Raw genomic sequence first — 14,990 nt, 5'->3', positions numbered from 1 at the left:
GCGCGAACCTCAGGCCGACGCGGTGTCGGCGCCGACGACCACGTCGCCGCCGCTCGCCGCGGCCTGATCCACCGCCTCGGACGCCGCCGTGAGCAACCGATCGTAGTCGTGCCCGAAGGCGTCGCTTCCGGCAAGCCCGATGCTCGCCGACATGCGCAGGCCCTGCACTCCCTCGATCGGCCGCTCGCGCAGGCCCCCCTGCATCGCCAGGGCGTTGCGCCGGGCGTCGTCCAGGCGCGCGAACGGCGCGACGATGGCGAGCTCGCCCTCCGAGAGCCACCCGACCGCCGAGTTGGGCGCGGTGTGCCGTCGCACGTCGGCCGTGAACCGATCGACGAACGCCGCCCCCGCCGACCGTCCGAAGGCCGTGTTGATCGGGCCGAGCCCGTCGAGCCGGACCACCGAGAACACCAGCTGCTCGTCGTGGAACGCCGACCGGTCGAGCCAGTCCTCGACGATGCGCCGGAACGCGACGGGCGCGAGCACGTCACCGGGCAGGTACAGCTCGGCGGCGCGCGCGGCGATGGGCCTCGGCACCCGCTCGGACTGGAGCACCACCATGCTGATGACCGACACGATGATGAGCGAGATCAGCACGAATCCGGCCGCCTCCGTCCCGAGGAACGCGCGGAACCACGGGTCGTCCGGACCGGCCACGACGAAGGCCGCCGCCCGGAGCGCATAGTACGCGGCGACGAAGAGGAACATGACGGTCAGCCCGCGCGCCGTCCAGTTCTCGCGCATCGGCGCCCGCAACGACTCGGCGGCACCCAGGGCGGCGAAGACCGCGATGGCGATGAACATCGCCGCGCCGCCCGCCCACCCGTCCTCACGCGACCTCTCCACGATCGCCGCGAGACCCACCAGCACGGCGCCGACCAGCGCGACCCAGACGAGGTCGCGCCGGCCGTTGTAGGCGCGGCATCCGGCCCACAACAGCCCCGGGGACAGCGCCACCGCGGCGTTGCCGAGGGCGACCGCCCACCAGGCCGCCGGCTCGAGCGCCCACACCGCATACGCGACCGAACCGAGGATGCCCGCCACGAACGCGACGGCCCAGACACGTCCGGCGGCATCGGTGCGCCGCAGGAACGTGTCGAGGATGAACATCACGCCCGCGACGATCGTCACCGTCGTCGTCGCGAGCTGCATCGTGAACAGGTCGATCGTCATGCGTCCTCCGGTCCTGCGATGGGTAGCGCGATCGAGACCGTCGTGCCGCGGCCGATCGCGCTGTCGAGGTCGATGGTCCCGCCGTGACGCAGGACGAGGTCGCGCACGATGCCGAGGCCCAGCCCGCTGCCGTGCACCGTGCCTCGGCGTACGGTGTCGGCGCGGTAGAACCGGTCGAACACCCTCGGCAGGTCGGCGGCCGGGATGCCCGCCCCGGAGTCGCGGAACACGAGGTGCGCCGTGCCGCCGTCGACCGTGACGTCGATCGCGACCTCGCCGGCGTGACGGTTGTACTTGACGGCATTCGACAGGACGTTGTCGACGACCTGCCGGATCCGGAACGCGTCCACCCGCGCGACGACCACCGGATCGCCCGTGACGCGGACCGCGATCTCGCGCTCGGCGGCCCGCGGCGCCGCAGCCTCGACGGCGTCGCGCACGATCTGCGCCAGGTCGGCCGGCGCGAGGTCGAGCGGAGCCGGTGCATCGGCCCGCTCCGCGCCCTGGAGGATCGAGGCGATGAGCTCGAGCATCCGGTCGCCGTTGCGCTCGATGACCTCGAGGTTCCGCCGGATCGCCGGGGTCACGTCGGGCTCGTCGAGTGAGAGCTCGACGTAGCCGAGCACCGACGTCATCGGCGTTCGCAACTCGTGCGACACCGAGGCGACGAGGTCGTCGCGCGCACGCACGGCGCGGCGCTCGGCGGTGACGTCGCGGGCGACGATGACGCTCCCGTCGGACCGGCCCTCGGCGTCGCGCAGGGCGCGGGAGGTCACCGCCACGGCGCGCAATCCTCCGATGCCGTCCGGGATCCAGGTCACGACGTCGTCGAACTCCTCGCCGGACACGGCCCGGGCGAACGGGAGGTCGGCGTCGGCGAGCGGCGTCACGCCATCCTCGGCGAATGCCGTGCCCGCCGCGGCAGCCGTCGGATCGCCGCGCCGGATGCCGTAGAGGCGGCCGTACGCGGCGTTCATCACGGCTCCCCGCCCGTCGCGATCCAGCCGGACCACGCCGAACTCGACCGCATCCAGGACCTCCGCGAGCAGCGCCTCCTGGCGGTTCGCCCGGCGCACCGCGCGCTCGAGCTGCTGGGACTGGGATTGGAGGAGCACGCGCTGGGCTGCCGTCCTCCGACTCGAGAGCACCGCGCTGGTGGCGACGAACACGAGCGCGATCGGCAGCAGCACGACGCTCGGGATGCTCTCGGGCGTGAACGCCCGGCCCGCCGCGAACTCGGACACCCAGAGCATGACCCCGGTCGATCCGATCGCGATGATCGCTCCGCGCGCGCCGAAGTAGGTCGCGAGCCACAGCGTGGGGAAGATCCACAGCAGCCCGATGCCGCTCGTGGCTTCGGCGATGCGGATGCATCCGATCGCGACGATGTCGAGGATCGGCACGATCATCACCACACCGCGTCGGACCCGGTGCCACGGCACGAGCATCGTCACCCCGGTGACCGCGAACGCCACGCCGATGCCGGCGATGGTGAGCGGCTCGACCAGCATCTCGGGCTGGAACAGCAGCAGCGTGAACAGCACCACGACGAAGGCCACGCCGAACAGCAGCTGCGAGAGGATGACGGAACGGTCGAACACCGCCCGCCGCGGTTCCCCCGAGCCCGGCATGCTGTCGAGTGTATCCACCGCGGCGCCCGGGAACGCGGAACGGCCGGTCCCGTCAGGGACCGGCCGTTCAGGCGGTCGGCGACAGCCGACGCACGCGTGCGACCGTCAGACGGCGGCGGGCAGCTTCGCGGCGATGAGCTCGGCGATCTGCACCGCGTTCAGCGCGGCGCCCTTGCGCAGGTTGTCGTTGGAGACGAAGAGCACGAGGCCCTTGCCGTCCGCCGCCGACTGGTCCTGGCGGATCCGGCCCACGTAGCTCGGGTCGTTGCCGGCCGCCTGCAGCGGCGTCGGCACCTCGCTGAGCTCGACGCCCGGGGCATCCGCCAGCAGTTCGGCGGCCCGCTCGGGCGTGATCGGGTTCGCGAACTCGGCGTGGATCGACAGCGAGTGCCCGGTGAAGACCGGCACCCGGACGCACGTGCCCGCGACGCGCAGGCCCGGCAGCTCCAGGATCTTGCGGCTCTCGTTTCGGAGCTTCTTCTCCTCGTCGGTCTCGAGGTCGCCGTCGTCGACGATCGAGCCGGCGAGCGGGATCACGTCGAACGCGATCGTGCGGGGGAACTTCTCGGCGTCGGGGAACTCGACGGATGCCCCGTCGTGCACGAGCGACCGAGGGTCCTGCTCGACGGCTGCCTTGGCCTGCTCGTAGAGCTCCTCGCCGCCGGCGAGCCCGGCACCCGACACGGCCTGATACGTCGAGACGACGAGTCGCTCGAGGCCGGCTTCGTCGTGCAGCGGCTTCAGCACCGGCATCGCGGCCATCGTGGTGCAGTTCGGATTCGCGATGATGCCCTTGCGCGCCTCGTCGATGGCGTGCGGGTTGACCTCGCTGACCACGAGCGGCACGTCGGGGTCCATGCGCCAGCCCGACGAGTTGTCGATGACCGTGACGCCGGCTGCGGCGAACCGCGGGGCCTGCGCCTTCGACGTCGTGGCACCGGCGGAGAAGATCGCGACGTCGAGCCCGGTCGGATCGGCCGTCGCGGCATCCTCGACCGTGATCTCCTCGCCCTTCCACGGCAGCGTCGAGCCGGCCGAGCGCGCCGAGGCGAAGAAGCGGATCGTCGCGACCGGGAAGTCGCGCTCCTCGAGCAGCCGGCGCACGACCGCGCCGACCTGGCCGGTGGCACCGACCACGCCGATTTTCACTCCGTTGGACATTGCAGGTTCCTCACGTTTCGGGGTCTGGTTCCAGTGTGCGCTATCGGCCGGTGCCGGCGTGCACGACCGCGTCCTGCTCGGCATCCAACTCGAACGCCGAGTGCACCGCGCGGGCAGCCTCGTGCACGCTGTCGGCGCGCGTCACGACCGAGATCCGGATCTCGCTCGTCGAGATCATCTCGATGTTGATGCCGGCCTCGTACAGCGCCTCGAACAGCTTCGCCGAGACGCCGGTCGCCGACCGCATGGCCGCGCCGACGAGCGAGAGCTTGCCGATCTGGTCGTCGTACTGCAGCGACTGGAAGCCAACCTGGTCCTGCACGCTGCCGAGCGCGGCGAGCGCACGCTCGCCGTCGGACTTGGGCAGGGTGAACGAGATGTCGGTGCGACCCGTGGCGGCGGCCGAGACGTTCTGCACGATCATGTCGACGTTGGCGTTGGTGTTCGCGACGATCTTGAAGATCTTCGCGGCGGCACCGGGCTTGTCGGGAACGCCGACCACGGTGATCTTCGCCTCGGAGAGATCGACGGCGACACCGGCGATGACGGACTCTTCCACTTCGGCTCCTTCGGCCTCACGCGAGGGGTCGTAGACGATCGTCCCCTCGTTGTTGTTGAACGACGAACGCACGTGCAGCGTGACGCCGTGGCGACGCGCGAACTCGACCGCGCGGATGTGCAGCACCTTCGCACCGGATGCCGCGAGCTCGAGCATCTCCTCGCTCGTGACCTTGTCGAGCTTGCGCGCCTTCTTCACGATGCGCGGGTCGGAGGTGAACACGCCGTCGACGTCGGTGTAGATCTCGCAGACGTCGGCCTCGAGCGCCGCGGCCAGCGCGACGGCCGTGGTGTCGCTCCCGCCGCGGCCGAGCGTCGTGATGTCGCGCGACTCGCGGCTGAATCCCTGGAAGCCCGCGACGATGACGATCGCGCCCTCGTCGAGCGCCTCGCGCAGCCGCACCGGGGTGACGTCGACGATGCGGGCGGCGCCGTGCGTGGCATCCGTGATCATGCCCGCCTGGCTTCCCGTGAACGAACGCGCGTCGTGGCCCATGCCCTTGATCGCCATCGCGAGCAGCGCCATCGAGATGCGCTCGCCGGCGCTCAGCAGCATGTCGAGCTCCCGCGGCGCCTGGATCGGCGTGACGTCGTTCGCGAGATCGAGCAGCTCGTCGGTCGTGTCGCCCATCGCGGACACCGCGACCACGACGTCGTTGCCCGCCTTGCGGGTCTCGACGATGCGCTTGGCGACCCGCTTGATGCTCTCCGCATCGGCGACGGACGATCCGCCGAACTTCTGCACGATCAAGCTCACGTGGTCTCCCAAGGGGGTGGGGTGTGCGCGCCTCGACCGACCGGCGGGCGCCGGAGCCTTCATCATACGGCGGCGGGCATGCACGCCCCGCCATGTGACAGGGCGCGACGGATGCCCCGCCCACTAGCATTTCGGCATGGGGGAACTACTCGAGGCGTGGTCGGAGTTCAACGTCGCGATGGTCGGTGCCACCGCCGCGCTCGCGGGCCTGCTCATCGTCGCGATGTCCGTGAACATCGCCACGATCCTGCAGTCGCCGACGCTGCCCGCCCGCGCGGCCGCGTCGATCGCGACGCTCGTTCTCGCGATCGCCGTGACGGGCCTGGCGCTCGCCCCCGGCCTGGCGGCCTGGGTGTACGGCCTCATCGTGCTCGTGGCCGCCGCCGGCACGAGCGTCTTCGAACTGCATGCGATCCGGGTCATCCGGCACGATTCGAGCGCGCACGGCGGCACCCCGGGCGAGCGCGTCGCGAAGTCGATCGCGGGGGTCGTCCCGCTGGTCGTCTACCTCGTCGGGGCCGTGGCGCTCCTGGCCGGGGCGACCGCGCTCGGACTCTGGTCGCTGGCCGTCGCGACGATCCTCGCGATCGCGTCGGCGATCCTCTACGCCTGGATCGTGCTGGTCGAGGTGCTGCGCTGAACCTCCGCGCTGCGCCGAGCGGATGCCTCGGCGGAGCGTCGACGGTCAGTCAGTCGCGCGGGCGCTCCATGTACCACTCGGTGAAGCGGCTGGCCCGCCCGTCGGGTTCGAGGCGCACGACCCAGAGGCTGTCGTAGTCCTTCTCGGCGGGGTACTCGACCCGGCCGACCACGACGGCGAGTTCGGGGGTGTCGACGAGCAGCGTCCAGTCGTAGGTCCACGTGCCGGGCTGGTCGTCGGCCTCGATCCATTCCCGGATGATCGCCTCGCGCCCGCGGGCGGCCTCCGGGTCGTCGGGCCGGTACTCGTAGACGGCGTCGTCGGTGAACAGCGCCCCGATGTCGTCCGGATCGTTGGTCTCCCACGCCCGGATGTATCCCTCGACCCATGCAGCCCCAGCGCTCGACATGCGCATAGTCCACTCCCGCGGCGAGGCCGCGTCAAGGGCCGGCCGCCGCGCGCCGGTGTATGCGCCGGTTCGTCGGGCCCGCGCCAGACGGTCGGGCGCGATGCCGACCAATTGGCGCAGCGCGGCAGGCGCGAGGGCGCGGGCGTCAGCCGACGACGCGGCGACCTTCGAACGCCCGGCCGAGCGTCACCTCGTCGGCGTACTCCAGGTCGCCGCCGACGGGCAGGCCCGAGGCGAGGCGCGTGATCTTGATGCCGAGCGTCGTGAGCAGGCGGCTCAGGTAGGTCGCGGTCGCCTCGCCCTCGAGGTTCGGGTCGGTCGCGATGATGACCTCCTGCACCGTGCCGTCGGCCAGACGCTGCATGAGCTGCCGGATGCGCAGCTCGTCGGGGCCGATGCCGTCGATCGGGCTGATCGCGCCGCCGAGCACGTGGTACAGCCCGCGGAACTCGCGCGTCCGCTCGATCGCGACGACGTCCTTCGCCTCCTCGACCACGCAGATCAGCGCGGGGTCGCGGCGCGGGTCGCGACAGATCGAGCAGGTCGCCTGCTCGGAGACGTTGCCGCAGATCTCGCAGAAGCGCACCTTGTCGCGCACCTCGAGCAGCACCTCGGCGAGCCGGGTCACGTCGAAGTGCTCCGTCTGCACGATGTGGAACGCGATGCGCTGCGCCGACTTCGGCCCGATGCCGGGCAGCCGGCCCAGCTCGTCGATCAGTTCCTGGACGATTCCCTCGTACACGGCCTAGCCACGCTCCCCGAACCCGCGAACGGGCGCTTCGACCTCTTCGAGGAACCTCGCGCCGAGCACCTCGCGCACGACCGCCTCGCCGTACCGCTGGATGCCGTCGGCGTCGGCGCGCGCCGGCCGCGTCGCACCGGATGCGTTGCGGGTCGGGCGAGCGGATGCCTCCGCACCGCGGCCCGTCGTCGCGCCGCCGTTCGGCGTCCCTGTCGGGGCGGCCGTCGGCGCAGCAGGCGCGGCGGGCGACGGGCCTGGGCCTCGCACGCCGTCGATCGCGGGGTCGAGCGGAGGCTCGAAGTCGTCGGGCGGCGGCGCGTCGTCGTCGCTCGGCAGGTCGGTCGGCGGCCGGCCGGTTCGAGCCGCGACGTCGGGGGCGTCGCCGGCCTGCGCCCCGGTGCGCGGGCGCTCGACCACGGCCGTCGCGGTCGCGGTCGCGACTGCGGCGCCGCCGCTCGTGATCGGCGATCCGAATGATCCGTCGGAACCGGAACCCGGCTCGGGGTCGGCGGGGATCGCGACCGTGGTCCACGAGTCGACCGATCCCGAGGGCGCCGACGTGGCCGACGCGCGACCCGCTGGCGTCACGGGCGACGACCCGGCGCGGTCGGTTCCCGGCGCCTGCGGGGCAGCGCTGCTCCGCACACCACCCGCCGTGCCATTCGACGGGCCGGTTCCGTTCGAGGAGCCGGTCCCGTTCGACGGGCCGGTTCCGTTCGAGGAGCCGGTCCCGTTCGCGGGGCCCGCCGCGGGCGTTGCGGTGCCCGACGGGGCGGCACCGGCGGAATCGACTCCCGACGGGGTGCCGCCGGAGGGCACCGGCGCAGGCGGTGCAGTACCCGGCGTTCCCGACGCGGCAGACGCTCCTCCTCCCGCTCCCGGCTCGTCCGACTGCCCGCCGACGCCCGGGCCTCCGCTGCGCGCCGCGGCGCCCTCGGCGCGGGCGATGAACTTGACGCGCACGCCGAGCACGTCGGCGATCGCGTTGCGCAGCAGGTCGCTGACCGACTGGCCGGGCGAACCGCCGCGGAATCCGGCGACATCCTGCTCGCTCGGGAACCCGAGCACGAGGATGTCGTCGTCGCGGTAGTCGCGGACCTGCGCCGTGAAGGCCACCATCCACGCCGAGCGCTTGGTGCGCTGGAGCGCGGCGAGCACCTCGGGCCAGGCATCCTTCACCTGCTGCAGGGTCACCGGCCCGACCGGACGCGGCGGCGCGATCGGAGCCGACGGCTCCGCAGCGCGTGACGAGGAGTCGGTCGACGGCGCTGCTGATGGCGACGACGAGATCGAGTCCGAGACCGCTGCACTGCGAGCATCCTGAGCGGCGGGCTCGGCGGTCGGCGCGGGTTCGCCGGCGGGGGTGGGCGCACCGGCAGGTCGGCCCGACTCCGGGGGGCGCGGCGCTTCGGCGACCCGAACCGGCTCGGCGGCCGGCGTGCGGGCCGGCGACGACACCGCGGCATCCGCTCCTTCGACGCCGACACGGCGTTCGAGCCGCTCGACCCGGGCGAGCGCGCCGCGCTCGGAGTCGTCCGATGCGGGAACGAGGACCCGGGCGAGCATCAGTTCGAGGTGGAGTCGCGGCGACGTGGCGCCCGTCATCTCGGTGAGGGTCTGGTTGACCAGGTCGGCGACCCGGGAGAGCTCGGCCTGCCCGAACGCGCGCGCCTGCGCGGCCATGCGGGCGAGTTCGTCGGCGGGCACGCCGCGCAGCACCGCGGCCGCAGCCTCCGGCGAGGATGCCGCGACCACGATCAGGTCGCGGAGCCGCTCGAGCAGGTCTTCGACGAAGCGGCGCGGGTCCTGGCCGGTCTGCACGACGCGGTCGGCTGCCGCGAAGGCGCCCGCCGCATCCTTCGCGCCGATCGCGTCGACGACCTCGTCGAGCAGCGCGCCGTGCGTGTAGCCGAGCAGCGCGACCGCGCGCTCGTAGTCGATCGTCGTGCCCTCGGATCCGGCGATGAGCTGGTCGAGCAACGACAGGGTGTCGCGGGGCGAACCGCCTCCCGCACGCACGACGAGCGCGAGCACGCCCGGCTGCACCTCGATGCCCTCCTCGGTGCAGAGCTGCTGCACGTATTCGAGCATCGGCGCCGGCGGCACGAGCCGGAACGGGTAGTGGTGGGTGCGCGAGCGGATGGTGCCGAGCACCTTGTCGGGCTCGGTGGTCGCGAAGATGAACTTGACGTGCTCGGGCGGCTCCTCGACGAGCTTCAGCAGGGCGTTGAACCCCTGCGGCGTCACCATGTGCGCCTCGTCGAGGATGAAGATCTTGTACCGGTCGCGTGCGGGCGCGAACACGGCCCGCTCGCGCAGGTCGCGCGCGTCGTCGACGCCGTTGTGGCTGGCGGCGTCGATCTCGACGACGTCGAGCGAACCGCCGCCGCCGCGCGAGAGCTCCACGCAGCTCGGGCAGGTGCCGCACGGGGTGTCGGTCGGGCCCTCGGCACAGTTGAGGCAGCGCGCGAGGATGCGCGCCGACGTCGTCTTGCCGCAGCCCCGGGGGCCGCTGAAGAGGTAGGCGTGGTTGACCCGGTCGGTGCGCAGCGCCGTCATGAGCGGCTCGGTGACCTGCGACTGGCCGATCATCTCGGCGAACGTCTCTGGCCGGTAGCGGCGATACAGGGCGGTGACCACGCGTCAATGCTAGACGCCCCCGCCGACAGCGCGGCGGGCGGATGCCGCAGCACGCGGGGTCGGCTCCGCCACCTCGTCGGCGGGTGGGGCTACGATGCCAGCACGCACGCGCGACGGCGAGGACGACGGCGCACGCGGGGGAGGAATCGGCATGACGAGGACGTTCACGCCCGACCGCATCGAGAAGTTCGAGCGCCTGCTCGAGGCCGAGCGCACGGAGGCGAAAGCGAGGCTGGCCGAGCACCTCGAGGGCATCGACGAGGTGCGCGTCGCGCGATCGGATGCCGCAGCCGACGACGAGCACGACCCCGAGGGTCCGACGATGACGCAGGAGTGGTCGCAGCGCACCGCCGTGCTCGCCGACGCCGAGGCCGAGGTCGCCGACGTCGAACGGGCGCTGTCGCGTCTGGCGCAGGGCACCTACGGCACCTGCGAGCGCTGCGGCAAGCCGATCACGGTCGCGCGGCTCGAGGCCAGGCCGACGGCGACGCTCTGCATCGACTGCGCCCGGCTCGTGCGCTGAGGCGCGCGCCGCGTCACGCGGACGACAGGCGCCGGGCCGCGCCGTCGCGGTTCGGCTCGGTCGCAGTCCGGCTCGGTCGCAGTCCGGGTTCAGTCGCGTCGGCGATACGCCCCGACCACCGGGCAGTCGAACGGATCCCGCGCGGCCAGCCCCACCCGGTTCAGGTAGGCGATGACGATCCCGTACGACTCGAAGAGCCCGGTCTCGGTGTACGGCACGTCGTTCTCGCGGCAGTACTCGCGAACGATCTCCTGTGCGCGGGCGAGGGCCGGCCGCGCCATGCTCGGGAACAGGTGATGCTCGATCTGGTAATTCAGTCCGCCCATGGCGGCGTCGATGAACCGCCCGCCACGGATGTTGCGGCTGGTCAGCACCTGACGCTCGAGGAAGTCGACGCGTGCCCCGCGCGGGATCAGCGGCATGCCCTTGTGATTGGGTGCGAACGACGCGCCCATGTACACGCCGAACACGCCGAGCTGCACGAACAGGAACACGGCGGCGAGCGGCGGCGGGAACGCCCAGAACACGAGTGCCGCCACGCCCACCAGGCGCGCCCCGATGAGCGAGAGCTCGAGCGCACGCCGCTTCACCCCCGCCTTGGCGACGAGGTGCCGGATACCGTGCACGTGGAGGTTCAGGCCCTCGAGCAGCAGCAGCGGGAAGAACGCGTAGCCCTGCCTGCGCGTGATCAGACGCACGAGCCCGCGGCTGCGCGCCGCGTCCTCCTCGAGGAAGGAGATCGTGTCCTTCTCGATGTCGGGGTCCCGCCCGACCACGTTGGGGTTGCCGTGGTGCCTCGTGTGCTTGTTCATCCACCAGCTGTAGCTGATGCCGACGACGAGGTTCGCGAGGATCAGGCCGGCCCAGTCGTTCGCCGGCCCCGACCGGAAGATCTGCCGGTGCGACGCCTCATGCGCCATGAACGCGAACTGCGTCAGCACGACACCGAGCACGGCGGCCACCGCCAGCTGCCACCACGAGTCGCCGAGGAACACGGATGCCGCCACCGCCGTGCCGCCCACGAGCGCCCAGAACACGGCCTTCCGCACGTAGAAGCCGACGAAGCGGTCGAGCAGCCCTTCCGCCTTGATCTGCCGCGACAGTCTCGCGAACCCGCTCTGCGCGGGGTCGACCCGGTCGCGGTCGCCTCGACGACCGACGGTCGAGATCACGGGTGAGAGGGTGCCGGCGGCTCCCCCGGGTCGTTCGAGGACGGTGCTCACATGCGCTCATCTCGTCAGGGGAACGCACGAATGGGACAGACGAACGCTTCGGGCTCAGCGGCCGGGATCGACCGTGCTTCGACCGTACGAACGCCGCACCCCCGGGCGCATCACCCCGGTGAGCCATCTGCACCCCGTACCGGGGTAGGGGGTCAGCCCTGGGCGGCGCCCGCTCCCGACATCGCCCCGAGCGTCTGCCGCGCGATCTCGAGCTCCTCGTTGGTCGGGATCACGAGCACGTCGGTGAGGGAGGCATCCGTCGAGATGCGCCGTGCGCCGCGGCCTCCGTCGCGGTTGCGCGCCGGGTCGACCTCGACGCCGAAGAACTCGAGGCCGGCCAGCGACCATTCGCGCACGGTCGCGGAGTTCTCGCCGACGCCGGCCGTGAACGCGATCGCGTCGACGCGGCCCAGCTGCGCGGCGTACGCCCCGACGTACGAGCGCACGCGATGCGCGTAGATCTCGAGCGCGAGCGCCGACTGCGGGTCGCCCGCGGCGACCGCGGCCTCGAGGTCGCGCATGTCGGCATGGCCGCTGAGGCCGAGCAGGCCGCTGCGCGAGTTCAGCATTCGGTCGACCTCGTCGGTCGAGAACCCGGCGCGACGCTGCAGGTGCAGCAGCACCGCCGGATCCACGTCGCCCGACCGCGTGCCCATGACCAGGCCCTCGAGCGGCGTCATGCCCATGCTCGTCTCGACCGACCGACCGCCCGACACGGCGCACGCGGATGCCCCGTTGCCGAGGTGCAGCACGATCGTGCGCAGGTCCTCGACGGGTCGGCCCAGGAACTCGGCGGTCGCGCGCGACACGAACCGGTGCGACGTGCCGTGGAACCCGTACCGGCGGACGCGGTGCTTGGCGGCGACCTCGCGGTCGATCGCGTATGTGTACGCCGCGGGCGGCATCGTCTGGTGGAACGCGGTGTCGAACACGGCGACGTGCGGCACGTCGGGGAACGCGCGCTGCGCGGCCTCGATCCCGGCCAGGTTCGCGGGGTTGTGCAACGGCGCCAGCGCCGACAGTTCGTCGATGTTGATCTTCACGAGGTCGGTGATGATCGTCGGCTCGAAGAACCGTGCGCCGCCCTGCACCACCCGGTGCCCGACCGCGATGGGCGCGTACTCCTGGAGCGACGGGCCGTGGGTCTCGAACGCCGCCAGCATCGCCCCGAATGCGGCGAAGTGATCGGATGCCTCGACCGCGCCCTCGAACGAACCGCCGGTGCCCGAGGCATCCGTCTCGTTGCGGTGCTTCGCCGAGGCATCCGAACCGATCCGCTCGACCAGACCGCTCGCGAGCGTGTGCGACCGTTCCACGTCGATGAGCTGGTACTTGAACGACGACGAACCCGAGTTCACGACCAGCACGACGCTCACGGTCACTCCCCTTCTGCGGCCTGGATCGCGGTGATCGCGACCGTGTTCACGATGTCCTGCACGAGCGCGCCGCGCGAGAGGTCGTTGACGGGCTTGCGCAGGCCCTGCAGCACCGGTCCGATCGCGACCGCCCCGGCCGACCGCTGCACCGCCTTGTAGGTGTTGTTGCCCGTGTTGAGGTCGGGGAAGACGAACACGGTCGCACGGCCCGCGACATCCGAATCGGGGAGCTTGGTGCGCGCGACGGCGGCGTCGGCGGCCGCGTCGTATTGGATCGGTCCCTCGATCGCGAGCTCCGGAGCGCGCTCGCGCGCCAGTTCGGTGGCTCGGCGCACCTTCTCGACATCGGCGCCCGACCCGGACTCCCCCGTCGAGTACGACAGCATCGCGACGCGCGGCTCGATGCCGAACTGCGCGGCCGTGCGCGCCGACGAGATCGCGATGTCGGCGAGCTGCTCGGCCGTCGGGTCCGGCACCACCGCGCAGTCGCCGTAGACGAGCACGCGATCGGCGAGCGCCATCAGGAACACGCTCGAGACGACCTCGACCCCGGGTTTCGTCTTCACGATCTCGAACGCCGGGCGGATCGTGTGCGCGGTCGTGTGCGCGGCGCCCGACACCATGCCGTCGGCGAGCCCGAGCTCGACCATCATCGTGCCGAAGTACGAGACGTCCTGCACGGTGTCGCGCGCCTGTTCGAGCGTCACGCCCTTGTGCGCACGCCGCCGCTGATACTCCTCGGCGAAGCGGTACACGTGCACGATGTCGTGGTTGGACAGCACCTGGGCCTTCGAGATGTCGAGGCCGAGGCCGATCGCGCGCGACCGGACCTCGATCTCCTCGCCCAGGATCGTCAGCTCGGCGACGTCGCGCGCGAGCAGCGTCGCGGCAGCGCGCAGCACGCGGTCGTCGTAGCCCTCGGGCAGGACGATGTGCCGTCGGGCGCGGCGGGCACGCTCGAGCAGCCCGTACTCGAACATGAGCGGGGTCACGACGTCGGTGCGCGCCACGTCGAGGCGGTCGAGCAGCGCCTGCCCGTCGACGTGCGTCTCGAAGAGGGCCAGCGCGGTGTCGCGCTTGCGCTGCGACTCCGCGGCGAGCCGGCCGCGGGTCTGCGTGATCGCGACCGCGGTCTCGTACGTGCTGAGCTCGGTGCGGAGGATCGGCAGTCCGGCCTTGAGGCCCTCGATGAGCCGTTCGACGGCCTCGGGCGTCGGGAACCCGCCGTTCAGGATGATGCCCGAGATCGACGGGAACGTCGCCGACGCGTGCGCGGTGAGCACTCCCAGCAGCACCTCGCTGCGGTCGCCCGGAACGATCACGACCGCGCCCTCGATCAGTCGGGTCAGCACGTGCTCCATCGACATCGCCGCGACCACGACCGCGAGCGCCTCGCGGTCGAGCAGGTCGGGATCGCCCGCGTACAGCTCACCGTCGACGGCCTGCATGATGGCCCGCATCGACGGCGCGACGAGGTACGGGTCCTCGGGGATCGCCGCGACCAGCAGTCCACCGGTCGTCGGGGTGTTCGTGGCACCCGCCTCATGCGCAGCGGCGCGTTCGACGGCGCCGGCGATCTCGGGGAGCCGGTCGGGGTCGGCGCGGTTCGCGATCACCCCGAGCAGCGTCGCGTGCTCGCGGGCGAGCTCGTCGACCGCGAGCTCGGTGAGCTGCGCGAGATCGTCGGGCGTGCGCGCCTCGCCCTGGCCGAGATGCTCCGACCGGATGCCGCCGGAGGGCACCCGCCCGCCCACGACCAGCAGCACCGGGATGCCCAGGTTCGCGGCGATCCGCGCGTTGTAGGCGAGCTCGGTCGGGCTGCCGACGTCGGTGTAGTCCGACCCGAGCACGACGACCGAGTCGCAGCGCGCCTCGACGGCCTTGAACCGGCGCACGATCTTCGCGAGCGCGGCCTCCGGGTCGGCGTGCACGGCGTCGTAGCCCACGCCGATCGCGTCGTCGTACGCGAGGTCGATCACGCCGTCGTGCGCGAGCAGCAGCTCGAGCACGTAGTCGCGTTCCTCGACGGATCGCGCGATGGGCCGGAACACCCCCACCCGGGTCGCCCGGCGGACGAGCGTGTCGAGCGCGCCGAGCGCGACGGTGGACTTGCCGGTGTTCCCCTCGGCGGAACAGATGTAGATGCTGTGCGCCACG

General features: G+C 72.0%; 12 protein-coding genes. 2 read left to right on the top strand and 10 right to left on the bottom strand.

Features of this window, described 5'->3' with window-relative positions:
- Window positions 1–9: 9 nt before the first annotated feature.
- The 4 genes from ELQ40_RS05295 to ELQ40_RS05280 form a co-directional block, all read right to left on the bottom strand.
- Window positions 10–1,173, bottom strand: coding sequence for a diguanylate cyclase domain-containing protein (locus ELQ40_RS05295; RefSeq protein WP_127792749.1), 1,164 nt, complete (start codon window positions 1,171–1,173; stop codon window positions 10–12).
- The gene (locus ELQ40_RS05290) at window positions 1,170–2,804 is read right to left on the bottom strand and encodes a cell wall metabolism sensor histidine kinase WalK (RefSeq protein WP_127792748.1); all 1,635 of its coding nucleotides are present in this window, start codon (window positions 2,802–2,804) and stop codon (window positions 1,170–1,172) included. Before ELQ40_RS05290 ends, ELQ40_RS05295 begins: the two co-directional genes overlap by 4 nt.
- A 105-nt stretch (window positions 2,805–2,909) precedes the next feature.
- Window positions 2,910–3,965 (bottom strand): aspartate-semialdehyde dehydrogenase, encoded by a 1,056-nt coding sequence (locus ELQ40_RS05285; protein WP_127792747.1) that lies wholly within the window; start codon window positions 3,963–3,965, stop codon window positions 2,910–2,912.
- 40 nt (window positions 3,966–4,005) lie between these two features.
- On the bottom strand, window positions 4,006–5,280 hold the full coding sequence (locus tag ELQ40_RS05280) for an aspartate kinase (RefSeq protein ID WP_127792746.1): 1,275 nt from the start codon (window positions 5,278–5,280) through the stop codon (window positions 4,006–4,008).
- 136 nt (window positions 5,281–5,416) lie between these two features.
- Between ELQ40_RS05280 and ELQ40_RS05275 the strand changes: the two genes are divergently transcribed.
- Window positions 5,417–5,920 (top strand): hypothetical protein, encoded by a 504-nt coding sequence (locus tag ELQ40_RS05275; protein ID WP_127792745.1) that lies wholly within the window; start codon window positions 5,417–5,419, stop codon window positions 5,918–5,920.
- A gap of 49 nt (window positions 5,921–5,969) precedes the next feature.
- On the opposite strand, the gene ELQ40_RS05270 is transcribed toward ELQ40_RS05275, so the two are convergent.
- The 3 genes from ELQ40_RS05270 to ELQ40_RS05260 form a co-directional block, all read right to left on the bottom strand.
- A complete protein-coding gene (locus ELQ40_RS05270) occupies window positions 5,970–6,329 on the bottom strand; it encodes a nuclear transport factor 2 family protein (RefSeq protein WP_127792744.1) in 360 nt (119 codons plus the stop codon).
- Between the two features lie 145 nt (window positions 6,330–6,474).
- A complete protein-coding gene (gene recR / locus ELQ40_RS05265; RefSeq protein ID WP_127792743.1) occupies window positions 6,475–7,071 on the bottom strand; it encodes a recombination mediator RecR in 597 nt (198 codons plus the stop codon).
- A gap of 3 nt (window positions 7,072–7,074) precedes the next feature.
- Window positions 7,075–9,711: a DNA polymerase III subunit gamma and tau gene (locus tag ELQ40_RS05260; RefSeq protein WP_127792742.1), complete on the bottom strand. Its 2,637-nt coding sequence runs from the start codon at window positions 9,709–9,711 to the stop codon at window positions 7,075–7,077.
- A 151-nt stretch (window positions 9,712–9,862) separates the two neighbouring features.
- Here ELQ40_RS05260 and ELQ40_RS05255 point away from each other — a divergent pair, with 151 nt between their 5' ends.
- Window positions 9,863–10,234: a TraR/DksA C4-type zinc finger protein gene (locus tag ELQ40_RS05255; protein WP_240665951.1), complete on the top strand. Its 372-nt coding sequence runs from the start codon at window positions 9,863–9,865 to the stop codon at window positions 10,232–10,234.
- An 89-nt stretch (window positions 10,235–10,323) separates the two neighbouring features.
- Here the strand turns inward: ELQ40_RS05255 and ELQ40_RS05250 are convergent, their stop codons facing one another.
- The 3 genes from ELQ40_RS05250 to pta form a co-directional block, all read right to left on the bottom strand.
- A complete protein-coding gene (locus tag ELQ40_RS05250) occupies window positions 10,324–11,457 on the bottom strand; it encodes a fatty acid desaturase (protein WP_370296668.1) in 1,134 nt (377 codons plus the stop codon).
- A 152-nt stretch (window positions 11,458–11,609) separates the two neighbouring features.
- Entirely contained in the window at window positions 11,610–12,833 is a 1,224-nt protein-coding gene (locus tag ELQ40_RS05245; RefSeq protein ID WP_127792741.1) for an acetate/propionate family kinase, read from the bottom strand.
- Between the two features lie 2 nt (window positions 12,834–12,835).
- The gene (pta, locus tag ELQ40_RS05240; RefSeq protein WP_127792740.1) at window positions 12,836–14,989 is read right to left on the bottom strand and encodes a phosphate acetyltransferase; all 2,154 of its coding nucleotides are present in this window, start codon (window positions 14,987–14,989) and stop codon (window positions 12,836–12,838) included.
- Window position 14,990: the final 1 nt, after the last annotated feature.

Origin of the sequence: Agromyces sp. LHK192 (genome assembly GCF_004006235.1) — a bacterium.
In the GTDB taxonomy this organism is placed as follows: domain Bacteria; phylum Actinomycetota; class Actinomycetes; order Actinomycetales; family Microbacteriaceae; genus Agromyces.
The sequence above is the reverse complement of the archived record's forward strand: the minus strand, read 5'-3'. Positions and strand labels throughout refer to the sequence as shown.

Excerpts from the sequence above, each read along its gene's own strand:
- ELQ40_RS05275 (WP_127792745.1), top strand. The coding sequence starts at position 5,417 with ATGGGGGAACTACTCGAGGCGTGGTCGGAGTTCAACGTCGCGATGGTC.
- ELQ40_RS05270 (WP_127792744.1), bottom strand. The coding sequence starts at position 6,329 with ATGTCGAGCGCTGGGGCTGCATGGGTCGAGGGATACATCCGGGCGTGG.
- ELQ40_RS05285 (WP_127792747.1), bottom strand. The coding sequence starts at position 3,965 with ATGTCCAACGGAGTGAAAATCGGCGTGGTCGGTGCCACCGGCCAGGTC.
- ELQ40_RS05290 (WP_127792748.1), bottom strand. The coding sequence starts at position 2,804 with ATGCCGGGCTCGGGGGAACCGCGGCGGGCGGTGTTCGACCGTTCCGTC.
- ELQ40_RS05295 (WP_127792749.1), bottom strand. The coding sequence starts at position 1,173 with ATGACGATCGACCTGTTCACGATGCAGCTCGCGACGACGACGGTGACG.
- ELQ40_RS05255 (WP_240665951.1), top strand. The coding sequence starts at position 9,863 with ATGACGAGGACGTTCACGCCCGACCGCATCGAGAAGTTCGAGCGCCTG.